This is a genomic window from Bradyrhizobium arachidis (genome assembly GCF_024758505.1).
GTDB lineage: Bacteria > Pseudomonadota > Alphaproteobacteria > Rhizobiales > Xanthobacteraceae > Bradyrhizobium > Bradyrhizobium manausense_C.
Genome location: NZ_CP077970.1, coordinates 824,331 through 850,081, shown reverse-complemented (window position 1 = coordinate 850,081; position 25,751 = coordinate 824,331). Strand labels below are relative to the sequence as shown.

Annotated in this window: 27 protein-coding genes, 1 tRNA gene and 1 riboswitch; of the genes, 17 read left to right on the top strand and 11 right to left on the bottom strand. The window is 64.0% G+C overall.

Annotated features, from left to right (window positions below; all coding sequences use genetic code 11):
* Positions 1-37: 37 nt before the first annotated feature.
* The 9 genes from KUF59_RS03970 to KUF59_RS03930 all read left to right on the top strand — a co-directional run bounded on the left by KUF59_RS03970 (position 38) and on the right by KUF59_RS03930 (position 8,051).
* Positions 38-589 (top strand): hypothetical protein, encoded by a 552-nt coding sequence (locus KUF59_RS03970; RefSeq protein ID WP_258768266.1) that lies wholly within the window; start codon positions 38-40, stop codon positions 587-589.
* Complete coding sequence (locus KUF59_RS03965) at positions 586-1,881, top strand: phage portal protein (protein ID WP_258768264.1); 1,296 nt, start codon at positions 586-588, stop codon at positions 1,879-1,881. The genes KUF59_RS03970 and KUF59_RS03965 overlap by 4 nt, the downstream gene beginning before the upstream one ends.
* Positions 1,874-3,610: a phage major capsid protein gene (locus KUF59_RS03960; RefSeq protein ID WP_258768263.1), complete on the top strand. Its 1,737-nt coding sequence runs from the start codon at positions 1,874-1,876 to the stop codon at positions 3,608-3,610. The genes KUF59_RS03965 and KUF59_RS03960 overlap by 8 nt, the downstream gene beginning before the upstream one ends.
* A 2-nt stretch (positions 3,611-3,612) precedes the next feature.
* Entirely contained in the window at positions 3,613-4,023 is a 411-nt protein-coding gene (locus KUF59_RS03955) for a hypothetical protein (protein WP_258768261.1), read from the top strand.
* Positions 4,016-4,240: a phage head-tail joining protein gene (locus tag KUF59_RS03950; protein ID WP_258768260.1), complete on the top strand. Its 225-nt coding sequence runs from the start codon at positions 4,016-4,018 to the stop codon at positions 4,238-4,240. Before KUF59_RS03955 ends, KUF59_RS03950 begins: the two co-directional genes overlap by 8 nt.
* 2 nt (positions 4,241-4,242) lie before the next feature.
* Positions 4,243-4,578: a DUF2190 family protein gene (locus KUF59_RS03945; protein WP_258768258.1), complete on the top strand. Its 336-nt coding sequence runs from the start codon at positions 4,243-4,245 to the stop codon at positions 4,576-4,578.
* A 161-nt stretch (positions 4,579-4,739) separates the two neighbouring features.
* On the top strand, positions 4,740-4,973 hold the full coding sequence (locus KUF59_RS03940) for a hypothetical protein (RefSeq protein ID WP_258768256.1): 234 nt from the start codon (positions 4,740-4,742) through the stop codon (positions 4,971-4,973).
* A gap of 40 nt (positions 4,974-5,013) precedes the next feature.
* Positions 5,014-6,798 carry a phage tail tape measure protein gene (locus tag KUF59_RS03935; protein ID WP_258768254.1) on the top strand — a complete coding sequence of 595 codons (1,785 nt, stop codon included), beginning with the start codon at positions 5,014-5,016 and terminating at the stop codon, positions 6,796-6,798.
* 239 nt (positions 6,799-7,037) lie between these two features.
* Positions 7,038-8,051 carry a tyrosine-type recombinase/integrase gene (locus tag KUF59_RS03930; protein WP_258768249.1) on the top strand — a complete coding sequence of 338 codons (1,014 nt, stop codon included), beginning with the start codon at positions 7,038-7,040 and terminating at the stop codon, positions 8,049-8,051.
* A 77-nt stretch (positions 8,052-8,128) separates the two neighbouring features.
* On the opposite strand, the gene KUF59_RS03925 is transcribed toward KUF59_RS03930, so the two are convergent.
* Positions 8,129-8,202, bottom strand: a tRNA-Gly gene (locus KUF59_RS03925).
* Positions 8,203-8,376: 174 nt separating this feature from the next.
* Here KUF59_RS03925 and KUF59_RS03920 point away from each other — a divergent pair.
* The 5 genes from KUF59_RS03920 (at position 8,377) to KUF59_RS03900 (ending at position 11,484) form a co-directional block, all read left to right on the top strand.
* A complete protein-coding gene (locus tag KUF59_RS03920) occupies positions 8,377-8,952 on the top strand; it encodes a methylated-DNA--[protein]-cysteine S-methyltransferase (RefSeq protein WP_212460586.1) in 576 nt (191 codons plus the stop codon).
* Positions 8,953-9,048: 96 nt separating this feature from the next.
* Entirely contained in the window at positions 9,049-9,888 is an 840-nt protein-coding gene (locus tag KUF59_RS03915; RefSeq protein ID WP_212460587.1) for a helix-turn-helix transcriptional regulator, read from the top strand.
* A gap of 56 nt (positions 9,889-9,944) precedes the next feature.
* Positions 9,945-10,304, top strand: coding sequence for a VOC family protein (locus KUF59_RS03910; RefSeq protein WP_212460588.1), 360 nt, complete (start codon positions 9,945-9,947; stop codon positions 10,302-10,304).
* Positions 10,305-10,421: 117 nt separating this feature from the next.
* On the top strand, positions 10,422-10,823 hold the full coding sequence (locus KUF59_RS03905) for an SRPBCC family protein (RefSeq protein ID WP_212460589.1): 402 nt from the start codon (positions 10,422-10,424) through the stop codon (positions 10,821-10,823).
* A gap of 169 nt (positions 10,824-10,992) precedes the next feature.
* Positions 10,993-11,484: a hypothetical protein gene (locus KUF59_RS03900; protein ID WP_212460590.1), complete on the top strand. Its 492-nt coding sequence runs from the start codon at positions 10,993-10,995 to the stop codon at positions 11,482-11,484.
* An 83-nt stretch (positions 11,485-11,567) separates the two neighbouring features.
* Here the strand turns inward: KUF59_RS03900 and KUF59_RS03895 are convergent, their stop codons facing one another.
* From KUF59_RS03895 to KUF59_RS03875, 4 genes are all read right to left on the bottom strand, one after another.
* Positions 11,568-13,016, bottom strand: coding sequence for an MATE family efflux transporter (locus KUF59_RS03895; protein ID WP_212460591.1), 1,449 nt, complete (start codon positions 13,014-13,016; stop codon positions 11,568-11,570).
* A 299-nt stretch (positions 13,017-13,315) separates the two neighbouring features.
* Positions 13,316-14,365: a hypothetical protein gene (locus KUF59_RS03890; RefSeq protein WP_212460592.1), complete on the bottom strand. Its 1,050-nt coding sequence runs from the start codon at positions 14,363-14,365 to the stop codon at positions 13,316-13,318.
* Positions 14,366-14,398: 33 nt separating this feature from the next.
* On the bottom strand, positions 14,399-14,887 hold the full coding sequence (locus tag KUF59_RS44500) for a PAS domain S-box protein (protein WP_464165367.1): 489 nt from the start codon (positions 14,885-14,887) through the stop codon (positions 14,399-14,401).
* 127 nt (positions 14,888-15,014) lie between these two features.
* Positions 15,015-16,121, bottom strand: coding sequence for a 2'-deoxycytidine 5'-triphosphate deaminase (locus KUF59_RS03875; RefSeq protein ID WP_212460593.1), 1,107 nt, complete (start codon positions 16,119-16,121; stop codon positions 15,015-15,017).
* A 121-nt stretch (positions 16,122-16,242) separates the two neighbouring features.
* Positions 16,243-16,322: riboswitch (SAM riboswitch) on the top strand.
* A gap of 67 nt (positions 16,323-16,389) precedes the next feature.
* Here KUF59_RS03875 and KUF59_RS03870 point away from each other — a divergent pair.
* Positions 16,390-17,586 carry an O-succinylhomoserine sulfhydrylase gene (locus KUF59_RS03870; RefSeq protein WP_212460594.1) on the top strand — a complete coding sequence of 399 codons (1,197 nt, stop codon included), beginning with the start codon at positions 16,390-16,392 and terminating at the stop codon, positions 17,584-17,586.
* A 173-nt stretch (positions 17,587-17,759) separates the two neighbouring features.
* Here KUF59_RS03870 and KUF59_RS03865 read toward each other — a convergent pair whose 3' ends face one another.
* Genes KUF59_RS03865 through KUF59_RS03855 form a run of 3 tightly spaced genes read right to left on the bottom strand, consistent with a single transcriptional unit; the run spans position 17,760 to position 20,755 of the window.
* Positions 17,760-18,719 (bottom strand): SGNH/GDSL hydrolase family protein, encoded by a 960-nt coding sequence (locus KUF59_RS03865; protein ID WP_212460595.1) that lies wholly within the window; start codon positions 18,717-18,719, stop codon positions 17,760-17,762.
* Positions 18,720-18,731: 12 nt separating this feature from the next.
* Positions 18,732-19,508, bottom strand: coding sequence for an SGNH/GDSL hydrolase family protein (locus KUF59_RS03860; RefSeq protein ID WP_212460596.1), 777 nt, complete (start codon positions 19,506-19,508; stop codon positions 18,732-18,734).
* Positions 19,508-20,755: an OpgC domain-containing protein gene (locus KUF59_RS03855; RefSeq protein WP_212460597.1), complete on the bottom strand. Its 1,248-nt coding sequence runs from the start codon at positions 20,753-20,755 to the stop codon at positions 19,508-19,510. Before KUF59_RS03855 ends, KUF59_RS03860 begins: the two co-directional genes overlap by 1 nt.
* Before the next feature lie 174 nt (positions 20,756-20,929).
* Here KUF59_RS03855 and apaG point away from each other — a divergent pair, with 174 nt between their 5' ends.
* Complete coding sequence (apaG, locus tag KUF59_RS03850; protein WP_212460769.1) at positions 20,930-21,322, top strand: Co2+/Mg2+ efflux protein ApaG; 393 nt, start codon at positions 20,930-20,932, stop codon at positions 21,320-21,322.
* 3 nt (positions 21,323-21,325) lie between these two features.
* Here the strand turns inward: apaG and KUF59_RS03845 are convergent, their stop codons facing one another.
* From KUF59_RS03845 to KUF59_RS03835, 3 genes are all read right to left on the bottom strand, one after another.
* On the bottom strand, positions 21,326-22,333 hold the full coding sequence (locus KUF59_RS03845) for an Hsp33 family molecular chaperone (RefSeq protein WP_212460598.1): 1,008 nt from the start codon (positions 22,331-22,333) through the stop codon (positions 21,326-21,328).
* A gap of 254 nt (positions 22,334-22,587) precedes the next feature.
* Complete coding sequence (gene argF / locus KUF59_RS03840; RefSeq protein ID WP_212460599.1) at positions 22,588-23,511, bottom strand: ornithine carbamoyltransferase; 924 nt, start codon at positions 23,509-23,511, stop codon at positions 22,588-22,590.
* Positions 23,511-24,719, bottom strand: a complete 1,209-nt coding sequence (locus tag KUF59_RS03835) for an aspartate aminotransferase family protein (protein ID WP_212460600.1) — start codon at positions 24,717-24,719, stop codon at positions 23,511-23,513. The genes argF and KUF59_RS03835 overlap by 1 nt, the downstream gene beginning before the upstream one ends.
* A 470-nt stretch (positions 24,720-25,189) precedes the next feature.
* On the opposite strand from KUF59_RS03835, the gene KUF59_RS03830 reads away from it, so the two are divergent.
* Positions 25,190-25,702 (top strand): GcrA family cell cycle regulator, encoded by a 513-nt coding sequence (locus KUF59_RS03830; protein WP_212460601.1) that lies wholly within the window; start codon positions 25,190-25,192, stop codon positions 25,700-25,702.
* Positions 25,703-25,751 lie beyond the last annotated feature (49 nt).

Here is a 25,751-nt window from a genome sequence, read left to right as displayed (position 1 = left end):
ACGGTCCCCTACGAAACAAGGGGATCGTCGAAATTGTTTGTTTTTCAAAGACCTCTTTAAAAAACAAACACCGAATTTTTGTTGGCGGTCAGCATCAAATCACTGCCTGTTGCGCCTTACAGAGGGCGAACAGATGCACGTCAACGAATATCGCTTCACACACGCCAACGTGTTGAAGCTCATTCCCGGTCTCGCAGCGAAGGACCTGCGAAACTGGTCAGAGCGCGCGCTGATCGACTTCGAAAAGTCAGGCGGCAATAGACACTACACGCCGCTCGGCGTCATCCAACTCGCCGCCATGCATCAGTTGACCCGCATGGGCGTCGCCGTGGGCGTGGCGCACGAAATGGTTCGTGATCTTGCGCAGTCCGCGATTACGGCTTGGCACATGCGCCGTGAGAGCTCGCACCATGCGAGAGTTCTTGTCTGGCTCGAAGATGACGGCAGCTTCACGCTGAGCCAGCGCCCACCCGAAGGCGCGTGGCGGCAAACCCTCCCGTCAGCTTACATCGTTCTCGAAATTGGCCTGCTCACCATTGAGATGCGTGAGCGGATGGAGTGCCTGTACACGGAAGAGGATGCAGCATGAAACTCCCCGCCGTCATCAAGCGCATGTTCAAGCGCAACTACGAAGCCGCCAGCGGCGGTCCGCGCTGGCCCGCTTGGCACACGATGCACGCGCCCGCCGCGCAGACGTTGGCTGCGGCACACCTGACCGGGTCGCGCGCCGCGTTCGCTGTGGCCAACAGCCCGATCGCCGCGAGCATTGCCATGGTTTACGTGGACGCATTGCTCCCCGATGCCCCAGCCGTGCAGTTCAAGAACGGCAACGACACCGCAGCCGAGACGTGGTTCTCCGCCAATTTGGCCGCGCTGCGCTTGCTGGTGCGGTGCCAATTCCAACTTGGCGAAGGGCTGGCCCGCATGACCGTTGATCGCAACGGCGATCTGCGGCTGACCGTGCTGAACCCGGAGCAGCTTGATAGAACCATCAACGTCGATTTGCCCAGCGGTGGCAGGGTGATTGCCGGAGTTGAGGAAGATGCGCGGGGCGAGATCGTCGCCTATCACATTCTGCCCGACGCGCCCGACCAAGCCTTCGCTACCATCGCGCCCGCTCGCCGCATCCCTGCGGAAGACGTCATTCACTACTTCGAGCAGAAGGTCCCGGGACAGCGTCGCGGCATTTCCGAGCTTGCGCCTGTGCTCACGCGCATCGCAGAAGCGCACAAGCTTTCTGATGCAAGACTTGCTCGTGCCTCGGTCGCTGCCCTGTTCGGCGGCTTCATTCAGGATGCCTCTGGGACCGCGTTTGGCGATGCGACCGCCACGCCACCCACGGCCGACCTGAGCCTTGAGCCGGGCGCGCTCCGCGTGCTGCCCGTGGGCACAACGATCTCGTTTCCAACGATGCCTGATGAAGGCAACGCGAGCGAACTCATGAAGGAAATGCTTCATGAAATCTGCGCGGGCGTCGGCATGCCCTACGCCTTGGTGACCGGCAACCTCACCGACACGAACTACTCCAGCGGCAAGATGGGGATGGAGAGCTTCAAGCGGCGCATCAAGGCGCAGCGCGCTTCCCTGCTGGTGCCGCTCGTTTTCGAGCCTCTGCATCGCCGCTTCTCATTGCTGCGCGTCCTGAACGGGCTGTCCTCCAGCTTCGGCGAAGCGTCCTACCTGCTGCCGGACTTTGCTTCGCTGGACCCCAAGAAAGAAACCGAAGCTGACGTGCTCGCGATCAACTCTGGCCTGCGCAGTCGCGCGGAGGTCATTGCGGCGCGCGGGCGGAATGTTGCCGACGTAGACGCCGAGCTTTCCTCAGACACTTTCGTACCCAAGGCTCTTCCGAGCCCAACTCAGGAGACTAACAATGCATAAGCTGCTGGTTCGCGAAGCCGCGACCCAACTTGAGACGCGCCGCGCAACCCTGCGGCCGTCTTCCTACAACGCCGAGGCTGGAACGGTTGAAGCCGTCATCTCGACGGGCGCTGCCGTTACTCGCTCTGACGCCGCTGGCACGTTTCAGGAGCTTCTCGACACTTCGGTTGTCGACCTCGCTTCCTTGCGTGGCATCAGCGTGCTGAACAGCCACCGCCAGAGCCTCGAAAGCGTGCTGGGCACAGTGGACGAGGTCTGGCGTGAAGGCACCAACCTTGTGGCCCGCATGCATCTCAGCACGCGCCCCGAGGTTGCCAGCCTTGTGTCGGCAATCCGCAGCGGCGAACTGAATTCGGTCAGCATTGGCTATCAGGTCAGCGCTTGGCAGGACGGCAACGACGCCAGCGGCAACCGCACTCGTACCGCTACGCAGTGGGCCATCAGGGAAATTTCCTTCGTCGCAGTTCCTGCCGACCCGCATGCCCGCACGCGCGGCAACGACAACGCCACCATCATCCAACTCGCCCGTCAGGCTGGCATGGCGCAGGAAGCGCTTGATGGCCTGATCACCCGCAACGCAACGGTCGAAGAGGCACGCGAGGCGATCCTCAACGACCTGATTTCAAGGAGCAATGCTACCGTGATCCGCACGTCCCACAACAACACCACCCACGACAACTCGGAAAACTTCATCCGTGCTGTCGGCGAGGCGCTGTACGTCCGCGTCGCCCCGCAGCACCAGCCCAGCGCTGAGGCTCGCGCCTACGTAGGCCACACCATCGCCGACATTGCCCGCGTCGTGCTGCAACGCTCCGGCGTTAGCGTGATCGGTCTTGCGTCTCACTCGCTGATCGAGCGCGCTCTCACCACCAGCGACTTCCCGCTGATCCTCGCCAACACTGTGGGCCGCACCCTGCGTGACAGCTACAACCAGCCCGCCAGCGGCATCCGCCTTCTGGCTCGCCAGACCACGGCGTCGGACTTCCGCGCCAAGACCAAGCTGATGCTGGACAGCACGGGCGTCACGCTGGAGAAGGTCAACGAGCACGGCGAGTTCAAGTCCGGCTCTCTGGTGGAAGCCGGCGAGACCTATCGCCTGAATACCTTTGGCCGCATCATTTCGTTCAGCCGCCAAGCGCTGATCAATGACGACCTCAGCGCGTTCACGGACGTGTCCCGCCGCTTGGGCAACGCCGCTGCGGCGTTCGAGGCGCAGGAGCTTGTCAACCTGCTTCAGGCCAATGCTGGCGTCGGCCCGACCATGTCGGACGGCAAGGCGCTGCACCACACCGACCACGGCAACATTTCCGCCGCTGGCGCGGCTCCGTCCGAGACAACGCTCAGCGCAGCGCGCTTGGCCATGCGCAAGCAGACCGGACCGGGCGGCGGCCTGATCACCGTCACGCCGAGCCACATCCTGATCCCGCCGGACCTTGAGACCAGCGTGGAGAAACTGCTCACCGCCATTCAGGCCATGACCACGGCCGACGTCAACGTGTTCAGCAAGCTGACCCCGGTTGTCGAGCCGCGCCTGACCAGCGCGACCCGCTGGTGGCTGTTTGCCAGCGACATGGAAAGCCTTGAGTACGCCCACCTTGCGGGCGCTCCCGGGCCCCAGATCGAAACGCAGGTCGGCTTTGAGGTCGATGGCGTCAAGACCAAGGTGCGCCTCGACTACGGCTGTGGCGCTGTGGAGTGGCGCGGCTCCTACACGAACGCAGGCGCGTAAGTGTGCGGCCGGTTATCGACATCACCGGCCAGCGGTTCGGGCGGCTCGTCGTGACGGGCCGTGCCGGATGGACGCCCATGGGCGTGAACGGTTCGCGCCGCGTGGTGGCGTGGAATGTGCGCTGCGACTGCGGAAATCATCACGTGGTCGCTCGCGGCAATCTGCGCAAAGGAGGCAAGACCGCGTCGTGTGGTTGCACTCGCCTCATCGATCTCACGGGCCGCCGCGTCGGCAAGCTGACTGTCTTGCACCGCGACGGCTTCGAGGTGACCGGCAGCGCAGGCGACAAGCAGACCTATTGGGCTTGCCTTTGCGACTGCGGCCGGTTGGCGCGTGTTGCAGGCTACAACCTGCGCAACAGACACACGAAGAGTTGTGGCTGCCTGAAACTGAAAAGGAAAGCAAATGGCTGACCTAGCAACTCTCCAAGCCAACCTTGAGCACCTCAAGGACGCTTTAACGTCGGGCAGCAAGCGGGTCCGCTACGAGGGCCCGAATGGTGCGCAAGAGGTCGAATATCGCAGCGTCAATGACTTGCTGAAAGCCATTGCCGCTACCGAGCAAGAAATCGCCGCGCTGCAAGGCACGGCGATCACCACCATCAACATCAGATCGAAAGGATGGCAATAGCCATGAAGAACTACATTCAACCCGGCAAAATGGTGACCGCGACCGCTCCGGCTGGCGGCACCGTCAGCGGCACGGCTTACCTCATCGGCAGCCTGTTCGGCGTCGCCGCCACCACGCAGGCGGTTGGCGAGGACGTCGAGATTGCGACCGAAGGCGTCTTCGAACTGCCCAAGGTTGCCGCTCAGGCGTGGGCCGCTGCGTTCGCTGCCGTGTATTGGGACAATACCGCGAAGAACGTCACCAACGTTTCGGCGGGCAACACCAAGATCGGCATCAACATGAAGGCGCAGGGCGCGGCCGACACTGTGGCGCGCATCCGCCTGAACGGCACGTTCTAATCAGTTCGTGGTGCGTGCAGTACCTGAAGGGCGAAGGAGCCAGTCCCACAACGGCAAGCAGACCTCCCGGGCACGCGCTTGTTGGGTTGCGACACAACTCAACATCAACATTAAGGGTCAAGGTCGGCAAGGCTCCACTTAACACAGCAGGGCAAACAGCAATGAACCACATCGAAACGATCAAGGCGCGGGCGCTCGAAGCGCTGCACGCAGACAACCTACCAACCGAAGCATGGGCGCTGAAGAACCGCGTGGCGGTCACGGTGCTCGGGGTCGTCACCGCCATGCTCACCGAGCAGATGGCGCACGGCAACATCTCGCGCCTGACCAAGGGCGACCAAAGGTCAATCCAGCGCGACATCCTCAAGGAGTTGACCAATGGCACAAATCATTGAAGCCCGCGCAATCCTCAGCGCCTCCGACAAAACCGGAGGCGTGTTCAGCCAGATCGCCGCCAAGATACGCGGCATGAACCAAGCCGCCGCAATGGCCAACCGCGCCACGGCGATGAACGCAGGTATGGCGACGCGCGCCAGCCAGACCGCCAGCGCGGCTAACGCCGCCATCATTGGCGCCGCCGGGCGCGTGCTGGCTCCGGCTGCCATCGCCGCTGGTGCTGGCGTTGCCTACAAAAACTTCGCGGACGCGGACCTGAAGATCAAGCGCATCGGCATCACAGCCGACGCGACGGAGCAGGAGGTTTCGTCCCTGAGCACAGCCTTGCGCGAGACCGCCAAGGCAACGGGCCAGTCGTTCGGCGAGGTCACCAAGGGGCTGGAAAGCCTGACCGCTGGTGGCATGGACCTCAAGGAAGCGCTGCCCGCCATTCCCGCCATCGCCAAGACGGCGCAGGCGGCTGGTGCTGAGGTTGAGGACATGGCGACCACTACGCTGGCGCTCAACCAAAACCTTGGCATCGCCACCGACAAAATGCAGAACGCGTTCGACATCCTCGTGAAGGGCGGCAAGGCGGGCAAGTTCGAGCTTAAGGACATGGCGCGCTACTTCCCGTCCATTGCGCCCGCCGCTGTGGCTGCTGGCATGAAGGGAGAGGAAGGCTTGATGCGCATTGTGGCCGCGCTTCAGACCATCCGTAACGGCACGGGCACCACCGAGGAAGCCGCCTCCTCCATGCAAAACATCTTCGCCAAGATGGAAAGCGAAGAAACCACCAAGAAGTTCAAGAAGTTTGGCATCGACCTGCGCAAGGAAATGACCAAGGCTCGTGCCGAAGGCAAGGATTTGCTGGAGGTTTTCACCAAGCTGAGCGACGACGCCATCAAGGGCGACTTGTCCAAGGTGCCGCAGTTGTTCAGCGACATGGAGTTCGCGCGCGGCATGCGGGCGCTGCTCAGCTACCAAGCCCTGAACCGCAAGGTGACGGCCGAGCTCAAGACGTCGGCTGGCAGCACGCAAAAGGACTTCGAAAAGATCATGGACACGCCAGCCATCGCCATGAAGCGCATGGGCGAGGCGATGGACCGCGCGATCAACTCCGCTGGTGGTGCCATCGACAAGCTTGCGAAGAAGTTTGGCCCGAACAAAGACGGCTTGGCGGGCATCCTCAACGACACCGCAAAGGCGTTTGACAAGTTCGGCGACAAGCCCTTCACCGGCGTCCAGGACCTGATGAAGGACGAGGTCGCTCAGGCGAAGCGCGAACTGGTGGACGAGCGCGTTACCTCTGCTCAGGCCACCGTCGACCGCCTGAAGGGCATGGCTGAAAAGTACAAGGCGCGGACCGGCGAGGAGCTTCCCGAGCACCGCAAGGCTGTGATCGACGACGCAACCACCAAGCTGATCGAAGCGCAGCGCGCCAAGCACCTTGACGATGTCCTGAACCGCAAGCCGCTGTTCGGCCCCGATGATCCGGAAGCCAACATGTGGCGCAAGTCCGGGCCCGGCGAGGTCACGGAGATCCGCAAGCCCGGCGTGCGCCCGCGCGCTCCCGGCGACATCCTCCCGACTGGCCCCATGCCCAGCGTGCAGCCGCTCGAAGCAGTCGTAACCGCGCCTGTTACAGCGGAGCTTAACGGCAGCGCCGACGTCAAGGGCGAGGTCGTCGTCAAGGTCGAGCCAAGCAGCAGCCTGCTCACCGCTGTGGACACCATCGTCAAGCTGGCGGGCAAGCTGACTGCCAACGGGCCCGGCAGCACGGGCAAGTCCAGCCCGGACGCCGCGCCGAATAGCGCGCTCAATACCGGCATGCCGCTTCCGTAAGGCTGTCAATTCAATCGACTCAGTACAGACCACACCGATGTCCCGAGGCACCCACAGGTTCAAGCAGACCGACGTTGTCCGCGCCATTAAGGCGGCGCGGGCAGCGGGCTTGGCGGTTGGCGGCTTCGAGATTGCCCCAGACGGCACCCTCCGCATCCTTGGCAATGGCGGTGACGCTCAAATAAAACAAACAAACAGCGACGATCTAGATCGCGAGTTGGCAGCATTTGAGGCGCGTCATGGTCAAGGTTGATTTGAAAGGCATCGCAAAGGTCAAGGCAAAGGGCCACACATATTACTATGCTTGGCGCGGCGGCCCGCGCTTGCGTGGTGAACCCGGCACGCCGGAGTTCATGGCCAGCTACAACGAAGCCATCGAGCAGCACCGCGCGCCTGACAAGAGCCGCTTCCGCTTCATCGTGGCGGACTACAAGGCGAGCAAGGATTACAAGAAGCTGGCGCAGTCCACGCGCGACCAGTGGGGCAAGTGGCTTGACCGCATCGCGGACTACTTCGGCGACCTGCGCATCGCGCAGTTTGATCGTCCGGAGAAGATAAGGCCCGTGATCCGCCGCTGGCGCAACCAGTGGGCCGACACGCCGCGCACCGCCGACTATGCGCTACAGGTTCTTTCGCGCGTCGTGGCCCATGGGGTCGAGTTGGGAAAGATCGCGGGCAATCCCTGCGAGGGCATCAAGCATCTTTACAACAACGACCGCTCCGAAATCATCTGGACCGACGCCGACGTGGCGCACATCAAGCAAACCTGCTCGGCAGAGATCGCGCTTGCCGTTGACCTAGCTGGCCACACCGGCTTGCGGCTGGGCGACCTGTGCCGCCTTTCATGGTCGCACGTTCAGGACGACGCCATCGTGCTCACCACCAGTAAGAGCAAGCACCGCCGCGAGGCGATCATTGCGCTGTATCCCGCGCTCCGCGAAGTGCTGGCCCGCATTCCCAAGCGCGCAACCACGATCTTGACCAGCAGCAAGCGCCGTCCGTGGACGGTGGATGGCTTCGGCAGCAGCTTCAACAAAGCCAAGATCGAAGCGGGAATGGCGGACCGCGACTTGCACTTCAACGACCTGCGCGGCACGGCAGCGACCAAGTTCTACATCGCAGGTTTCAGCATGCGCGAGATCGCGGAGACGCTAGCGTGGGAAGAGGCAAACGTTGAAAAGATCATCCGGCGCTACGTTGGCAGGGCGGCTGCCATCAAGGCGCGTATCAAGAAACTGGAGGCCAGAGAGTGAACAAAAGCTGCAAAACCGCCGACAAAACTTTCCGACTGGCCTCTGGCCAATCACCAGCTAACCCATTGGGAATGCAGTGGAGCGGGCGAAGGGAATCGAACCCTCGTATGCAGCTTGGGAAGCTGCCGTTCTACCATTGAACTACGCCCGCGGACGCGTGATCACGCCGCTCCTGATTAGCCGAGACGGCGCCGGTCGCCAAGCGCTTTGGCGCCACAGGCGCGACGCATCTTGACCTCCTGGCAAGATTCCACGTGCGCCGGATTGTGGCGGTGTTATGATCGAAGGCATTGGGGGAATTGGTGCACAGAGGCGGGGCGTGCACATGGTGGGGCGTGCTTACTCGATTTTCGACACGGCGATAGGCCGCTGCGGCATTGTCTGGAGCGCTGCCGGGGTGGTGGCCGTGCAACTGCCTGAGGCGCGGGAGATCGACACCCGCCGCCGCATTTATCAGGCGCATCCCGAAGCTCGCGAGCAACGCCCGCCCGACGATACCGAGCTTGCGATCGAGGGCATCGCAGCCGTGCTGCATGGCGACCTCGCCGATCTTTCCGATGTCGGTCTCGACCTCAGTGATGTGCTTCCCTTCAGCCGCCGCGTCTATGAGCTTGCCCGCACCATTCCGCGCGGCGAGACCCGCACCTATAACGAGATCGCCAAGCAGCTCGGCGCCTCCGGCGCCTCGCATTCGGTGGCGCAGGCGATCGCCAAAAATCCGTTCATGATCATCGTGCCGTGCCATCGGGTGCTGGAGGCCGGCAATTATGCCGACCGGATCTCGGCCCATGGCGGGGTGATCTCGAAGCGGCGGCTGCTCTCGATCGAGGGCGCCCATCCGGTCGCCAGCAAGACCTTGTTCGAGGTGCTGCTGCCCGTTGCCCCGCCGCGGGCCAACTAAAGCGCGATCAGAATCGCGCTTTAGTTCCTAATTTTTGGGCATGATCTTATCGGAAAACCGCTACACACTTTTCCGGATCATGCCTAGATAAGGTGGATGGAAGCAACCACCCTGCTGACGACGCCTTCGATGACGGTGTCGCGGTTTCGCTGCGATGCGGGACCGGGCGACGCGCCGTTCGCCGAATGCCGCAACGGGCACTCGATCGCCTATGTGCGCGCGGGCAGTTTTGGCTGTCATTGCCGCGGAAAATTCTTCGAGCTGGTGGCCGGTTCCGTGCTGGTCGGCTACCCCGGCGACGAATACACCTGCACGCATGAGCACGTGGCCGGCGACGAGTGCCTGTCCTTCTTCCTCAGCGAAGACCTGGTCGATGCCGTCGGCGCGCGCCGCGAGACCTGGCAGGTCGTCGCGACGCCGCCGCTGCCGGAACTGATGGTGCTGGGCGAGCTGGCCCAGACGGCAGCAGATGGCAACAGCGATCTCGGCCTCGACGAGATCGGCCAGATTTTTGCCAGCCGTTTTGCCGAGGTCGTTTCCGGCAAGCCGCGCAAGCAGGCCGCGCCAACGGCGCGCGATCGCCGCCGCGCGGTCGAGACGGCGCTGTGGATCGACGACAATTCCAGCCACGAGATCGACCTCGAGGAGGCCGCGCGGCAGGCGGGCCTCAGCCCGTTCCATTTCCTGCGGCTGTTCTCCGGCGTGCTCGGCGTCACCCCGCATCAATATCTCGTGCGCTCGCGACTGCGGCATGCGGCACGCCTGCTGACAGATGATGACATCGCGGTCACCGATGTCGCCTATGACGTCGGTTTTGGCGATCTCTCCAACTTCGTCCGCACCTTCCATCGCGCCGCCGGCGTGTCGCCTTCGAAGTTCCGCCAGGCCGCCAAGGGCGAGCGCAAGATTCTCCAAGAGCAGCTTATCTGCAACTGAGTAGCGTCGTCTCCGGCTCGCGCCGCAACCGGCGCGATTTGCAAATGGAGACGATCATGTACGATCACATCGGAATTCGCGTTGCCGATCTCGACGCCAGCACGCGCTTCTACACCGCGGTGCTTGCGCCGCTCGGCTTCGTGCTCTGCACCAGCGGCGACGGTTATGCCGGTTTTGGCCCCAAGGGCGAGCCGGCGCTGTGGCTGCATCTCAACAAGGGCCGCAAGGCCGACGGCGCCCATGTCGCCTTCCGCGCCAAGGACCATGACGCCGTGAAGAAATTTCACAGCGAGGGGCTAAAGAGCGGCGGAAGGGACAATGGCGGCGCCGGTCCGCGCAAGGATTACAGCCCGACCTATTACGCAGCATTCCTGATCGATCCTGACGGCAATAATGTCGAGGCGGTGTGCACGTGAGCTTGAGCTTTTGACTCCGTCATTCCGGGGCGGTCCGAAGGACCGAACCCGGAATCTCGAGATTCCGGGTTCTCGCTTCGCGAGCCCCGGAATGACTCCATCTCATAGGGATCTCTCATGGCCTCCATCCACAACGACGTCCTCCTCAACGCTCCCGCGCGCGACGTGTGGGATGCGGTGCGCGATTTCGGTGCCTTGCCGACGCGGCTGGTGCCGGGATTCGTCACCGACTGCCAGCTCGACAGCGATGCGCGCATCGTCACCTTCGCCAACGGCGCGGTGGCGCGCGAGGCACTCGTCAGTTGCGACGACGCGCGCCAGCGGCTCGTCTACGCCATAAACAACGAGCGACTGAAGCACTACAGCGCGTCCGTGCAGGTGATCGCCGAAGGCGAGACAAAATGCCGACTGCTGTGGACCATCGACATGCTGCCGAACGAACTCGCGCCTTACGTCGAGGGCCAGACAAAGGAAGCGGTGATTGCCATGCACAAGGCGTTTCCGCCGGCTGCGAGCTAACAGCGCACTTTATTGGCGCATGATCTCCGCGCAAACGCGTTCCGCGTTTGTCGCGAGGGAAAACCGCTGCACACTTTTCCGGATCATGCGCTCTGTGAGTTTTCTCACAGAGCCCTCCCCTCGCCCGCCCTAACCATGGCTGCATGTGAGCAAGCCAAAGGAGCGAGCTATGCGAGGTGCGGACAAGGTGATCTGCCAGGCAGCCGCCGTGCTGCTGCTGTATTCGATGACGAGCGTGCCGGCCAACGCGCAGTTCGCCGGCTTCGGTGGTGGTGGCGCCGGTGGCGGCGACATGATGACCCAGATGGCGCCGATGCTGGAGATGATGAAGGCCAAGATGGGCAAGCGCCGCTTCGCCATGCTGATGCAGACCATGGGCCCGATGATGTCCGGCATGATGGAGAATGGCGGCGGCGGATTTGGCGGCATGATGGGCGGTGGTGGCTTCGGCGGCATGATGGGCGGCGGCGGATTTGGCGGCGCCGGCCTCGGTGGCGGCGGCTATGGCGGCTACATGCCATCAGGCATGGGCATGGGCGGCGGCGATATCATGGGCATGCTCGGCGGCGCCGGCGGCGGCGAGATGATGAGCATGATCCCGCAACTGATGCGGATGGCGAATGTCGGCGGCGGCCACCGCCGCCACCGCAGGCATCGCTAAAGCGCGATTGTCATCGCGCTTTAGCTTCTTTGTTTGCGCATGATCTTCTCGGAAAACCGCTGCACACTTTTCCGGATCATGCGTTAGTCGGCCGCCGACAACGCCGGCCGGATTTCCGGCTTGGCGTCGCGCGGTCCCCAGCGCGTCAGCACCACGCTGGAGCAGGAGAGCACGCCGAGCACCACCATCGAGCTCGCCGCGAGCCAGAAGAAGCTTTGCGCGGTCGCCGCATGCGTCGACAGAAACCAGCCGCACACTGAGATGTAGATGAGCCGCGCGGTCTGCGCCAACACAGGGCCCAGCACCTTGGCTGCACCTTGCGAGGAGAAGTACATCGCGGTGGCAAGACCGAAGAATGAGTAGAACGGCGCGACGGTCGAGAGATATTGGTGGCTCGCCGCGCGCACGGTCGCGTTGTCCGTGAAGATGTTGACCCAGAGATCGGGGAAGATCGCAACGAGGCAGGCAGGCGCGCCGAGGGCGAAGAAGGCGGCAATGCCGGCAGTCCACGCAATGCGGCGGGCGCGGGCAATCCTGTTCGCGCCGATCGCCATGCCGATCATCGGCACCGAGGCGATGCCGATCGAGAAGGCGATCGAGGTCAGCAAAAACTCGAGCCGCGCGCCGATGCCATAGCCCGCCAAAATCGCCGTTCCGAATTTGGCCAGCATGTGGGTGAGGATCGAAATCGTCAGCACCGATTGCAGCGGCGAGAAGCAGGCGATGGCGCCGACCTTCAAAATGTCGAAGAACATCGCCCATTGCACGCGCAGCCCGAGCAGCTTCGGTACCACTCGCGCGCGGCCGGAGAACAGGTACCAGCCCATCACTCCGATATTGAGCGTGTAGGCAATCAGCGCACCGGCCGCGACGCCGCGCATGCCGAATTGCGGGACGGGCCCGAGGCCGAGGCCGAGTGTGCCGCCGAGGATGATCTGGCACGCCGCAGAATTGAGCATCAGCAACGAGGGCAGCTTCATGTTGCCGGTGCCACGCAGCACGCCGGCCATGGTGTTGAGCAACCAGGGCAGCACGGCGCCGCCGAAGAACACCTGCGTATAGGCGATCGCATGCGTCAGCACATCGCCGCGGCCCCCGAGCATCTCGAGCACGGTCGGCCCAAAAATCAGCATCCCCAGCATGAAGACGAGGCCGAACATGATTCCGATCAGAAGCGCATGCGAGGCAAGCGTGCCGGCGCGATCGCGATCGCCGGCGCCGAGCGCGCGCGCGATTGCGGACGCCACCGCGCCACCCATGGCGCCGCCGGACATCGTCATCATCAGGATCACGCAGGGGAAGACCAGCGCCATCGCCGCCAGCGCCTCGACGCCGAGCCGGCCGATATAGGAGGTTTCTGCGATCACCACGCAGGTGCCAGCGGAGAGGCCGATCACGTTCGGCCAGGCGAGGCTCAACAGCGTGCGCAAAATCGGCCCGTCGAGCAGCCTGCTTTTCACCGGCTGCGGTTGCGGCGGCACCGGACGCTCCTCCTCATCGACTGGAATCTCGGCGACGCCGACGTCGGACATTTCTTCTCCCGGGCACGAAATGCCGCCATGAAGGCGGAGGCAATGAAAGCGTGTGCCAATTAATTGTTTCGCGCAAAAGGCGCGGCCGACCCCTTGTTAGCACGGCACCAGCCGATTCCACCTGCGCCGCACGCAATGGGGACCTGCGGCAGGACATTTCAGTAGGCGGAATGCGGCTTCCTCACGAGCTCGTCGCATCCACGTTCTTCGCGCGGCACGAAAGGTCGTGGATGGCCGGGACAAGCCCGGCCATGACGGTGTGGAAGCACGGGAGGCAAGAGCCGCAGCTCCATTCCTTGCTAACCGATGGTCCACACCAGCGGCGGACGGCCGCCGCTAGCCGGTTTCATCGCGACGCCGATATGCCTCCCGCATCCCGCAGCCAGTCCCTCGAACAAGCCCTCCAGCACTCTTGCGCAGGCACGGTGATAATCCGGGACGTCGTCCATCAGCTTCCAGCTCTGCTGGCGGATTTCGAACGCACCTTCGGAGGCCGCGACCTCGGCGGCATCGTCCTGCGCGGCGAAGAGAGCGGTAAGGAACGACGCAAACTCCTTCGCGCCGCCGCGGCTCGCCGACAGCGCTGCGGCGACTTCATCAAAATACTGCATGCCGATGAGTTTGCCGGTGAGATGCAGGAGATAGCCGGCATCCTCCGGGCCGAACAGCTGCACCATCACGGGCGCGGCCGTGCGGACATATTCCATGGCGTAGTTGCGATAGGCCTTTTCCAGCCGCGGTTTTGGCCAGCTCGACACCGGCAGTGCGGGCGCGGTCTTCGGATCGAACAATGGGGCTTCGAGGTGCCGCGCAAAGACCAGGCGCTGGTCGAGCTCGAGCGGGTGATCATATTCGTAGTAGTAGCCTTCGAGACCGTCCTGGCCATCGACGCTCTGCTTGGTGCAGACGAAACCGAGCCGGAGATCGCGCAGCGCCACGCCGTTATTGGCGTGCCAGCCGCGCAGCATCGCGCGCGAGACCTCGCCCGGCACGCCGCAGATCGCGGTGCCCTTCCAGATCCAGCGCGGCGGCGGATAGCGGATCCAGGCCTTGCGGTCGCTCTCATACATGTATTCGACATGCACGCCGCCGATCCAGTTGGAGAGATAGTGATACTGCGCGGCGGCGACCGCAGGCGGCAAATGACTGAGGCCGAGCTTCTCGAGCCCCGGCAGAAAGCGCTCCTGCTGCTGGCGGCGAAACACGCGGAAGACGAACTCGGCAGCGTCAGCCGTGCCGCGCCGCGTGACGGCGGTGAGGATGAGGCCTGTAAAGTAGGCATGGTAAAGATCGGCCACGCTGCGCCAGCGTTTCCATTGCGCCTCTTGCGCGGGGTCTGCGGCGGTCATGTTCGCTCCCGATCGTCGTTTCGATCGAGTGTGTCACTGCCTCCAGTGGCAGGCAACCTGACGCGCATGCAGGGCGCCCTGCACGGCGGCGGGGCAATTCCGCTTCACGAAGTTTTCGGCGCAGAGGCTGCGCTTGCCGCGCGTTCGCGCTCGACGCGCTCGGTGACGTCGCGCGCCATCGCCACCGATCCCTGCACATGGCCTTCGGCATCGCGCACCAGTGCAAACGTCATTTCGATGTAGAGTTTTGTCCCGCTTTTGTGCAGCGCGCGGGTCCAGCGTCGGCTTCCCTGCGAGCTTCATGTTGCCGCTCGCGAGTGCGGCCTCAAATCCCTTCCAGTGCGGCAAATGCTCCGGGATGATCAGATCGAGATTTTGCCCGAGTGCGTCCTCAGCCGTGAAGCCGAACAACGTGGTGGATGCGCGATTCCAGCGCAGGATGTTGCCGGAGCGGTCCGAATAGATCAGCGCGTCGGCGACGTCGTCGAGGATTCTGGCGTCGAGATCGGGTTGATTAGTCATCTTGCCTCCTTGCGGAGAGTTGCAGGCGTAGATGGGGTAACGGGCCCCCGGATGAGCGAAGCGACATCCGGGATTGCTGCGCGAGATTCCCGGAGGTCGCTTCGCTGATCCGGGCTACCGCAAATCGCTAAACGCGAAAATGCTTCGATAATTTGAGGCCCTGCGCCTGATAGTTCGAGCCGATGCGCTGGCCGTACATGGCGTCGGGGCGGGCGAGCATCTTTTCGTAGACGAGGCGGCCGACGATCTGGCCGTGCTCGAGGATGAACGGCACCTCGCGCGAGCGCACCTCCAGCACGGCGCGCGCGCCTTGCCCGCCCGCGCCGGCATAGCCAAAGCCGGGATCGAAGAAGCCGGCATAGTGCACGCGGAATTCGCCGACCAGGGGGTCGAACGGCACCATCTCGGCGGCGTAGTCCGGCGGCACCTGCACCGCTTCCTTGGAGGCGAGAATATAGAACTCGCCGGGATCGAGGATCAGGCTGCCGTCGGTGCGCGCCGCAATCGGCTCCCAAAAGTCCTCGATGGCATAACCCGCGCGGCGATCGACATCGACCACGCCGGTGTGGCGCTTGGCGCGATAGCCGACGAAGCCTGAGCCCTTCTCGCCCGAGAGATCGACGGAGACGGCGACGCCGCCGGTGAGATCGGCATCGTCGACATCGACGAGGCGCTCGGCCGCATGCAGCGCATCGAGGTCGTCGATGTTGAGGATGGCATCGCCGGTGCGGAAGCGCACCTGCGACAGGCGCGAGCCTTCGCGCACCAGCACCGGAAAGGTCTTTGGGCTGATCTCGGCATAGAGCGGGCCGTGATAGCCGGCGCCGATCATGTCGAAGCGGCGGGTGCCGTCGGCGATCACGCGGGTGAAAACGTCGAGGCGGCCGGTCGAGCTTTTCGGGTTCGCGGCCGCGACGATCTCCGGCGGCAGCGCGAGGCTCTCCAGCAGCGGCACGATGTAGACGCAGTTGGTCTCCAGCACCGCGCCGTCGGCGAGGCTGAACTCGTGCAGCTTCAACTCGTCGATGCGCTCGGCGACCGTCGCGCCGGGGCCAGGCAAAAAGCTCGCGCGCACGCGATAGGCGATGTCGCCGAGCCGCAAATCCAGACTTGCCGGCTGGATCTGGCTTTCGACGAAGTCGTAGGCGGGCAGGATCAGGCCGTCCTCCGCCATCGCCGCGATCATGCGGTCGGGCAGGATACCATTGGCGTCGGCGGCAACCTTGAAAGTCACCGGTTGCGGTCTCCTTGGGTCCTCAGGCTCGGTCAATTGCACCCGAAATACAGCAAATTCAGCCTTTTTACCGCTAGCCGATGCAAGCCTTGACGGAAAGGGTTCGGCGGAATAAGAGCATCACTTATCCCGTGGTGATTTGAGCCGGCCGGCTTGCAGCCACGTTAAATAAATCGCTAAACAGGCCGGGGACACGTGTGATCCCGGCCAGTGGAGATATCCAGGCCGGTTTTTTGTGACCATTTTCGGTGGTCACGTTGGAGGTCACATGTCGAAGTCCCCGGCGTCAGCCGCTCACTACCGTCCCGAAACCCGGCTGGTCCATTCCGGCACCCTGCGCTCGCAATATGGCGAGACGTCGGAGGCGTTGTTCCTCACGCAAGGCTACGTCTACAACAGCGCCGAGGAATGCGAGGCGCGCTTCAAGGGCGAAGATCCCGGCTTCATCTATTCGCGCTATTCCAATCCGACCATTGCGATGTTCGAGCGCCGCATGATCGAGCTCGAGGGCGCGGAAGCCGCGCGCTCGGCCGCAACCGGCATGGCGGCGGTGACGACTGCGATCCTGGCGCCGCTCAAGGCCGGCGATCACGTCGTCGCCTCCCGCGCGTTGTTCGGCTCGTGCCTGTACGTCGTGCAGGACCTCTTGCCGCGCTACGGCATCGAGACCACGCTGGTCGACGGCCTCGATCTCGACCAGTGGAAGCGCGCGCTGAGGAAGAACACCAAGACGTTCTTCCTGGAGAGCCCGACCAACCCGACGCTCGACGTGCTCGACATTCCCGCCATCGCCGACATCGCCCATAGCGGCGGCGCGCGGCTCGTGGTCGACAACGTCTTCGCAACCCCGATCTGGCAGAGCCCGCTCGCGCTCGGGGCCGACGTCGTGGTCTACTCCGCGACCAAGCATATCGACGGCCAGGGCCGTTGCCTGGGCGGCATCATCCTGTCCTCGGAAGCCTTCATCGCCGAGCACATCCACAATTTCATGCGCCAGACCGGGCCGTCGATCTCGCCGTTCAACGCCTGGGTTTTGCTCAAGGGCCTGGAGACGCTCGGCGTGCGCGTGCGCGCGCAGACCGAGACCGCGGGCCGCGTCGCCGAGGCGCTCGCCAGCCATCCCAAGATTTCGCGGCTGGTCTTTCCCGGCCGCGCCGATCACCCGCAAGCCGCTCTCGTGAAGAAGCAGATGCGCGGCGGCTCGACGCTGGTCGGTTTTGAGGTGAAGGGCGGCAAGCAGGCGGCCTTCCGCGTCCTCAACGCGCTGAAGCTCGCGAAGATCTCCAACAATCTCGGCGACGCCAAGAGCCTGGTGACGCATCCGGCCACTACGACGCATCAGCGCCTGAAGCCGGAAGACCGCGCCGCGCTCGGCATCAGCGAAGGCTTTATCCGCTTCTCGACGGGACTGGAGCATGCCGACGATCTGATCGAGGATCTCGCGGCGGCGCTGGAGAAGGCGTGAGGGGCTTACCCTCCCCTGGAGGGGGAGGGTCGGCTCACATTGAGCGCAGCGAAATGTGAGTCGGGGTGGGGTGACAGTCTCACCCCGCTGAACACTGCCCGAGCGGAGAGATCACCCCACCCCGCTCGCGCTGCGCGCGATCGACCCTCCCCCTCCAGGGGAGGGTGAGAAGATCACATCGGCCTGTACGTCCGCACATCCGCCGGCACGTTGACGCCGAGCTTGATCTGGCCGACGGAGCGGATGATGTCGTCGCCGAGGAGCTGCGCGAAACAGGCGTAGCCCCAATCGTTCATGTGCAGGCCATCCTCGATGACGAAGGTCTCGACCGGAATGGCCTGCTTCTCGTGCCAGTCGCGCATCACCTCGAAGCGCGGGAAGATGCCGACACGGCGCAGTTCGGCGACCTTGCCGAGCATAGTGATCATCTTGCTCGCGCTTTCGCGACGCTCGTTGACGCGCGGCGAATATTGCGGATCGACCAGCACGATGTCGCTGCCTGCGGCCTGAATGCGCGCGACGCCATCCTCGACGAGCTTGATGGTGTCGGCCGGATCGAGGTTGCGCAGCACGGCATTGGTGCCGACCTGCCAGATCACGAGATCCGGATGCCTGTCGATCACCGCGGCCTGCAGACGCTTCATCATTTCGGGCGCGTCCTCGCCGCCGACGCCGGCATTGATGACACTGATGTCGGCGGTCGGATATTGCCGCCGAAGCTGCGCCGCGAGGCGGTTCGGGTAGTTGAAATCGGGCGAGCTCGCGCCGAAACCGGCAGTTGAGGATGATCCGAACGCGACGATCACGACCGGCTGGCCGGCGACGAGCCTGCTTGCGACATGCGGCAGTGAGCCCATCTTCCTCGAGCCGCCCTTCGGCGGCAGGCACGGCACGCGGCTGAAGATGTCGCCGGCCGATTTCGCCGCCTGCTTGACCTTGTCGATGGCGCGCGCGGCGATGCCGCGCTGATCGGCGGACGAGGGCTGGCTAGGGGCGGCGGCCGTGGTTTGCTGGGCAGGCGTGGTCTGCGCGGCCTGCGCCCGCGCGGGCCGCAGCGAAGCAGGTGTCAGCAGCAGCGCCGCTGCTGATACAGCCAGCCATATCGTCAGGCAAAAAGGGCGGAAAGAACTCATTAACGCTGGACCTTAGTTTTGCTGCTGGGCCGGACCGACATGGGCGGCGTCGATCACGAACTGCGCGAGTGCGCGGCCAAGGCAATCATGGACCTGCTTCGCCAGTTCAGGCCCGCGCGTCGGATTGAACAGGTCGAACTGACCCTGATCATTCCACTGGCGCATGATGGCGAAACGGTCGAACAACGGGATTTCATGCTCCTGCGCGACGACGCGCATATTGTCGAGGTAGGGCGGCACCGACATCATGGTCTCGGTCCGCGGACTGTACTGCAAATTCATCAAGACAACGTCGGCCCCTGCATGCTGCAGCGCAGAAATGCCATCGGTCACGGCGCTGCGAAACTCGTCGGGATCGATGGATCGGATAGCATCCACCGTCCCGGTCTGCCAGATGACCAAAGTAGGCTTTTTTGCTTCCATCAGCTTAACGAAGCCGGAGGCCGCCTCCTCTGCGGTCTTCCTGCTCTGTATTTCTACGGAGACGTGCACGGGCTCGGACGGCAGTTTTTCCTTCAGGATCGCCTGCAAACGGGCCGGATAGGAGCTGTCCTCCGATTGCGGAATGCTCGTCGAACGACTGCCGACCACCAGGATCTCGAGTGGCTTGTTGGCCTTGATGACGTCCGCAACCTTGCGCAGCTGGTTTTCGGTGGCGAGCAGATAGGCAGGCACCTCACAGGCCGGAGGTCCCGCAGGCGCGGCGGGTGTAGTATCTTGGGCGCGCGCGGACGGGGCGGCGAAACAACCGCACAGCAGGATCAGGCTCAGGAGAACCTTCGCCTTCATCAGCCCCCTCCCGCCAGATCGGCGTTGCCGACGGCGTTTTTGGTTTTCGAACCGCTCTTGTCAGCCTCCCGCTTGTACCACGAAATCAGCCACGCCATGCCCCACATGATCAGGATTCCGCAGAGACTAATTAACGCATGCATGGCGGGGCCGCCGGAAATTTCGGCTAAAATGAAGTGACCGGCAAAGGCGAGGAAGACGCCGAGGCAGAAGATTTCCAGCGAATGCTGTCCGCAGAGAATGAGCGGCCTCAGCCAGGGCGATTTCAGGCCCGGCCAGGTCCGCGGCAGGAAGCGCACGGTGAGCGCGGCCAGCGCCAGGAAATGCGTGAAGCGCAGCACGTCGAGATCGGTCTTGTCGATCGGGTACATCCACTGCTCGATCCGCTTCGGCATGAAATGGCCGAGCTGCGGCACGTACCAGGTCATCGTCACGTAGAACGCGGCGGCGAGGTAAGCGATCGCGATCCACATCGTGACGGGTGAGGCCAGGATTCGCGACATCCGCTTCGCGCCTCCCAGTGCACACCACGCCCCGAACACGAACAGCAATTGCCAGGCGAGCGGATTGAACGCCCAGAAGCCGTTCGGATAGGCCGAGAAATAGAGGTCGAATTCCCAGGTCACCGCATAGAGCAGGACCGACAGGCCGAGCGAGACGTCGGGCCGCCATTTCATCAGCCACAGGATGAGGGGCAGCGCCAGCATCAGCACGATGTAGAGCGGCAGCACGTCCATGTTGACGGGACGGAAGCGCAGCAGCAGCGCCTGGACGATGGTGACGTCGGGCTGCTTCAGGAAATCCATGATGCCCATTTCTTCCGTGTAGAGCGGGTTCTCGAAGCGCGTCGCGACGTAGGAGATTTCCGCCAGGAAGATCGTGAACAGGAAGACGTGGGCGACGTAGATCTGCCAGACGCGGCGCAGGATGCGCGCGGTCGCGATCACGAAGCCGCTTTCCAGCATCGCGCGGCCATAGACGAAGGCGGCGGTGTAGCCGGAAATGAAGATGAAGATTTCGGTGGCGTCGCTGAAGCCGTAGTTGCGGATGGTGAACCAGGTCAGCAGATTGGGCGGCAGGTGATCGATGAAGATCAGCCACAGCGCCAGGCCCCGGAACAGGTCGAGCCGCAATTCGCGCTCGCCGACGACCGGCAGCGAAATGGCCGGCGCAGCCGCCTTGGCGCGCACAGCCGCATCCGCGGTTCCGGCAATCGTCGATCCCGTGACTTGGTCGGCAATGGTCATCGAGGTCCTGGCACAGCACGTGATTTGCTGATTGGAGCGGATTGTAACGGTCCGGCCGCCCGCTAGCAAAGCGGCCGGATCACATCGCGGTGTACGGCAAATCGGGCGGCACGATGTCGCGAAGACTGGGCCCGGCGATTGGTTCCCGGCCCGGTTTTCGTTATGATGGCACCCATGTATCGCGCCGTGACCCGCCACATCGAAGTAACCGTCGAACCGAACTACGTTCCCGAGCAATCCTCGGCCGAACGCGGCAGGTATTTCTGGTCCTACACCATCGTCATCACCAATTCCGGCGATGAGACCGTGCAGCTCAAGACGCGGCACTGGATCATCACCGACGCCACCGGACGGCAGCAGGAGGTCAAGGGCGAGGGCGTGATCGGCGAGCAGCCGGTGCTGGCGCCGGGCGAGCGCTACGAATACACCTCCGGCGTGCCGCTCTCGACTGCCTCGGGCTTCATGACCGGCCGCTACCAGATGGTCAGCGAAAGCGGCGAGCGTTTTGAGATCGACGTGCCGACATTCTCGCTCGACAGCCCGGATCTGAAGCGGGTGTTGAACTAGACCTCAGGCGTTCTCGACGCCCGCATCGTGCGGCGTGAACTGGTAGATCGACGAGCAGAACTCGCAGGTCACCTCGACCTTGTCGTCCTTCACCATCGCGGCGCGATCGTCGGGCGAAAAGCTTTTCAGCATCGAAGCGACCGCGTCGCGCGAGCAGGAGCATTGCGCCTGCAGCGGCTGCGGCGTGAACACGCGCACGCCGCGCTCGTGGAAGAGCCGGTAGACCAGCCGCTCGCCGGACAGATCCGGATCGATCAGCTCGACGTCCTCGACCGTCCCGATCAGCGAGCGCGCCTCGACCCAGGCGTCGTCCTCGGCCACGCTGTGCACGGCGGCGCCATCAGGCGCATCGCCGGGGTGCAGATCGGCCTGACGCGCACGCTCGGGCGCCTTGGGCAAGAACTGCATCAGCATGCCGCCGGCGCGCCAGCGATGCTTGCCGCCGTCGCTCGCGCGCCATTCCTCGCCGACCGCGATCCGGACCTGGGTCGGGATCTGCTCGGAACGCAAGAAATATTCGTGGGCGGCATCTTCCAGACTGCCGCCGTCGAGCGCCACCAGACCCTGGTAGCGGCTCATGTCCGCGCCCTGGTCGATGGTCATGGCGAGATGGCCGCGCCCAAGCAGCGTGCCGGAATCATGAGCCTCGGAAAGCCGCGCCGCGTCGTAGCGGGCATAGGCGCGCAGGCGGTCCGGCGCCTTGAAGTCCACCACCAGGAACGACACCGGGCCGTCGGTCTGCGCCTGCAGGATGAAGCGGCCGTCGAACTTGAGGGCGGTGCCGAGCAGGGTCGCCAGCACGATGGCCTCGCCGAGCAGCTTGCCGACCGGCGCCGGATAATCGTGCTTGGTGAGGATGTCGTCGAGCGCGGGGCCAAGCCGGGTCAGCCGCCCGCGCACGTCGAGCGCGCTGACCTCGAAGGGCAGCACGGCATCGTCGACGGGAACTGATGACGGCGCACGGACCGGGCCTTCGGAGGCGGTCCTGATGTCGGGGGATTGGGAAACCATGGCGCTCTATCTGGGGTCTGTTGGTGCGAATTGGAAGAGGTGGCCGCACTCCGCCGTCGTCCCGGACAAGCGGAGCGAAGCGACGTGCAGATCCGGACCCATAACCACAGTAAGTGGTTTGGCGAAGAACATCTGCCTCCTCCAGCCTGCCACAAGACAGATTCCGCGGTATGGGTCCCGGATCTGCGCTTGCGCTTGTCCGGGACGACGAGCTGAGAACGAGGCTGCCGACGCAGCCACGCGCTCCACGATCGCTACTTCACCGCGTCAAAGCACCAGGCCAAAATGCCTTTCTGCGCATGCAGGCGGTTTTCGGCCTCGTCGAACACCACCGATTGCGGGCCGTCGATCACCTCGTCGGTGACCTCCTCGCCGCGATGGGCGGGCAGGCAATGCATGAACAGCGCATCGGGTTTTGCGAGCGACATCAGCTTGGCATTGACCTGGTAAGGCTTGAGCACGTTGTGGCGGTGCTCGCCCTCCTTGTCGCCCATCGACACCCAGGTGTCGGTGACGACGCAATCGGCACCGCGGACGGCGGCCTCAGGATCGGTGCCGATCATGATCGGCGCGCCTGATGCCTTGACCCAGTCGCGCATCGCCTTCTTCGGCGCGAGCTCCGGTGGCGTTGCGACATTGAGCTGGAACTTGAAGCGCTCGGCGGCATGTGCCCAGGACGCCAGCACGTTGTTGTCGTCGCCGGTCCAGGCCACCGTCTTGCCCTCGATCGAGCCGCGATGCTCCTCATAGGTCATGAGGTCGGCCATCACCTGGCAGGGATGCGAGCGCCGCGTCAGCCCGTTGATGACGGGCACGGTCGCGTGCGCGGCAAGCTCCAGCAGCGCATCGTGGTTGAGGATGCGGATCATGATGGCGTCGACATAGCGCGACAGCACGCGCGCGGTGTCGGCGATGGTCTCGCCGCGGCCGAGCTGCATCTCGGCACCGGTCAGCATGATGGGCTCGCCGCCGAGCTGACGCATGGCGACGTCGAACGAGACGCGCGTGCGGGTCGAGGGCCGCTCAAAGATCATCGCCAGCGTCTTGCCTTCGAGCGGCCTGACCGGCTGATGCGCCTTCTGCTTCGCCTTCATCGCGGAGGAGGCGGCGAGCATGTTCTTGAGCTCCGACAGCGGGAGCTCGTTGATGTCGAGGAAGTGTTTGGGCGCCTTGCTCATCAGCTTGTCGCCCGCTTCTTTGCGCCGGCCGAAATCGCCGCGCACGCACGCTCGAGCCGCGCGACGGATTCGTCGAGCTCAGTCTCGGTGACGATCAGCGGCGGCAGGAAGCGCACGACATTGTCGCCGGCGCCCACGGTGAGCAGTTTTTCGTTGCGCAGCGCGTTGACGAGGTCGCCCGAGGGCACCACCGCCTTGATGCCGATCAAAAGCCCCTCGCCGCGGACTTCGCTGACGATCTCGGGATGACGGTCGATCACGGAAGCGAGCTTCTGCTTGAGCAGCAGCGACATCTTCTGCACGTGGTCGAAGAAGCCGGGCTTGAGCATGACGTCGAGCACGGCATTCGCCGATGCGATCGCGAGCGGATTGCCGCCGAAGGTCGAGCCGTGCGAGCCGGGCCCCATGCCGGAAGCAGCGTCGGCGGTGGCGAGCACCGCACCGATCGGGAAACCGCCGCCCAGCGCCTTCGCCAGCGACATCACGTCGGGCACGACGCCGGTGCGCTTGTAAGCGAAGAGTTCGCCGGTGCGGCCCATGCCGGTCTGCACCTCGTCGAAGGCGAGCAATATGCCGCGCTCGTTGCAGAGCTCGCGCAGCGCCTTGAAGAAGGCCGGAGGCGCCGAACGCACGCCACCCTCGCCCTGGATCGGCTCGATCAAGATGCCAGCGGTGTGGGGACCGATCGCCTTCTTCACCGCTTCGAGGTCACCGTGCGGCACCTGATCAAAACCGTCCATCGGCGGGCCGAAGCCCTCGAGATATTTTGCCGATCCGGTGGCCGCCAGCGTCGCCAGCGTGCGGCCGTGGAAGGCGCCTTCGAAGGTGATGATGCGGTAGCGCTCGGGATGGCCCTTTGAGAAATGATGATGGCGGACCAGCTTGATCACGCCCTCCATCGCCTCGGCGCCGGAATTGCAGAAGAACACGAAGTCCGCAAAGCTCTCGTTGCAGAGGCGGGCCGCCAGCTTCTCGCCGTCCGGGCTCTGGAACAGGTTCGACATGTGCCAGAGCTTTGTCGCCTGCTCCTGCAACGCCTTGACCAGCGCCGGATGGGTATGGCCCAGCGCGTTCACGGCCACGCCCGAGGTGAAGTCGAGATAGCGCTCGCCATTGGTCGCGATCAACCAGCAGCCCTCACCGCGCTCGAAGCCGAGGTCGGCCCTGGCGAAAACGGGAAGCAGATGCGGCGCTGCGCTGTTGGTCATGACAATCTCTTGGCGATCACTTGAATGTCGGGGGCAGGTCCCGATGCGCAAATGGCGCAGCGCATCATCAACCTGCCCGGAAAACGAAACGTGCCGCCTTTTAAGGGCGGCACGTGTCACTATCTTATGCTTGGAGAAACCCGTGTCAATGCCGGCCGGAGGGCCCGCAAATCGCGTCACCCGTAGTCTTGCGGTGACGATTTTGCGGTGTTCGGGCCACGGAACATGTGGAAGCGGGACCGCGGACTCTTGCGCGGGAGTCACGCCATATTGTAGCGTTTGGCTCGTCAGATACGACATCTCGTGCAGCGGTTCTGATCCCTTAGTCCTCTAGTAACCGGCGTACACGTTCGGGCGCACTTTCCGTGTCCGGCGAGCCTTAAGGGATTCTGACAGCACGGGTTTTTTGAAGCTTGGCATCGCCGCGTGGCCCCGAGAACTGGCCGGCGCGAGGCGAAGGAAAGGGTGATATGACCGTTTTGACCTGGTCCGACGATCGCGTCGAGCAGTTGAAGAAGCTCTGGGAAGCCGGGCTTTCGGCTAGCCAGATCGCCGCCGAGCTCGGCAACGTGACCCGCAACGCCGTGATCGGCAAGGTACACCGGCTCGGCCTGTCCGGCCGCGCCAAGAGCCCCTCCTCGGCTGCGCCCCGTCCGCGCAAGGCACGCCCCGCGCAGCACATGATGCGGGTGAGCCGCCCGATCGCGCGCGGCAACACCGCGCTCGCCCAGGCCTTCGAGGTCGAGGTCGAGCCCGACCCGGTCACCTATGACAATGTGGTGCCGATGAGCCAGCGCCTGTCGCTGCTCGAGTTGAACGAGGCGACCTGCCATTGGCCGGTCGGCGATCCCTCGAGCCCGGATTTCTTCTTCTGCGGCGGCAAGGCGCTTTCGGGCCTGCCCTACTGCGCGCAGCACTCGCGGGTGGCGTATCAGCCGGCGGCGGACCGCAGGCGCGCGCCAGCCAAGCCCGGCCCGCGCTGAGTTTGCTCGCTATCAAGGCGCCCGCGGTCACGCGAAGGCGCCTCAACCA

Coding starts and splice junctions, on each gene's coding strand:
- KUF59_RS44500 (WP_464165367.1), bottom strand. CDS start 14,887: ATGACTAATCAACCCGATCTCGACGCCAGAATCCTCGACGACGTCGCC.
- KUF59_RS03950 (WP_258768260.1), top strand. CDS start 4,016: ATGGCTGACCTAGCAACTCTCCAAGCCAACCTTGAGCACCTCAAGGAC.
- KUF59_RS03910 (WP_212460588.1), top strand. CDS start 9,945: ATGTACGATCACATCGGAATTCGCGTTGCCGATCTCGACGCCAGCACG.
- KUF59_RS03895 (WP_212460591.1), bottom strand. CDS start 13,016: ATGTCCGACGTCGGCGTCGCCGAGATTCCAGTCGATGAGGAGGAGCGT.
- KUF59_RS03855 (WP_212460597.1), bottom strand. CDS start 20,755: ATGACCATTGCCGACCAAGTCACGGGATCGACGATTGCCGGAACCGCG.
- KUF59_RS03890 (WP_212460592.1), bottom strand. CDS start 14,365: ATGACCGCCGCAGACCCCGCGCAAGAGGCGCAATGGAAACGCTGGCGC.
- KUF59_RS03860 (WP_212460596.1), bottom strand. CDS start 19,508: ATGAAGGCGAAGGTTCTCCTGAGCCTGATCCTGCTGTGCGGTTGTTTC.
- KUF59_RS03865 (WP_212460595.1), bottom strand. CDS start 18,719: ATGAGTTCTTTCCGCCCTTTTTGCCTGACGATATGGCTGGCTGTATCA.
- KUF59_RS03845 (WP_212460598.1), bottom strand. CDS start 22,333: ATGGTTTCCCAATCCCCCGACATCAGGACCGCCTCCGAAGGCCCGGTC.
- KUF59_RS03905 (WP_212460589.1), top strand. CDS start 10,422: ATGGCCTCCATCCACAACGACGTCCTCCTCAACGCTCCCGCGCGCGAC.
- KUF59_RS03920 (WP_212460586.1), top strand. CDS start 8,377: ATGGTGGGGCGTGCTTACTCGATTTTCGACACGGCGATAGGCCGCTGC.
- KUF59_RS03870 (WP_212460594.1), top strand. CDS start 16,390: ATGTCGAAGTCCCCGGCGTCAGCCGCTCACTACCGTCCCGAAACCCGG.
- argF (WP_212460599.1), bottom strand. CDS start 23,511: ATGAGCAAGGCGCCCAAACACTTCCTCGACATCAACGAGCTCCCGCTG.
- KUF59_RS03835 (WP_212460600.1), bottom strand. CDS start 24,719: ATGACCAACAGCGCAGCGCCGCATCTGCTTCCCGTTTTCGCCAGGGCC.
- KUF59_RS03940 (WP_258768256.1), top strand. CDS start 4,740: ATGAACCACATCGAAACGATCAAGGCGCGGGCGCTCGAAGCGCTGCAC.
- KUF59_RS03960 (WP_258768263.1), top strand. CDS start 1,874: ATGCATAAGCTGCTGGTTCGCGAAGCCGCGACCCAACTTGAGACGCGC.
- KUF59_RS03945 (WP_258768258.1), top strand. CDS start 4,243: ATGAAGAACTACATTCAACCCGGCAAAATGGTGACCGCGACCGCTCCG.
- KUF59_RS03900 (WP_212460590.1), top strand. CDS start 10,993: ATGCGAGGTGCGGACAAGGTGATCTGCCAGGCAGCCGCCGTGCTGCTG.
- KUF59_RS03830 (WP_212460601.1), top strand. CDS start 25,190: ATGACCGTTTTGACCTGGTCCGACGATCGCGTCGAGCAGTTGAAGAAG.
- apaG (WP_212460769.1), top strand. CDS start 20,930: ATGTATCGCGCCGTGACCCGCCACATCGAAGTAACCGTCGAACCGAAC.
- KUF59_RS03930 (WP_258768249.1), top strand. CDS start 7,038: ATGGTCAAGGTTGATTTGAAAGGCATCGCAAAGGTCAAGGCAAAGGGC.
- KUF59_RS03965 (WP_258768264.1), top strand. CDS start 586: ATGAAACTCCCCGCCGTCATCAAGCGCATGTTCAAGCGCAACTACGAA.
- KUF59_RS03915 (WP_212460587.1), top strand. CDS start 9,049: ATGGAAGCAACCACCCTGCTGACGACGCCTTCGATGACGGTGTCGCGG.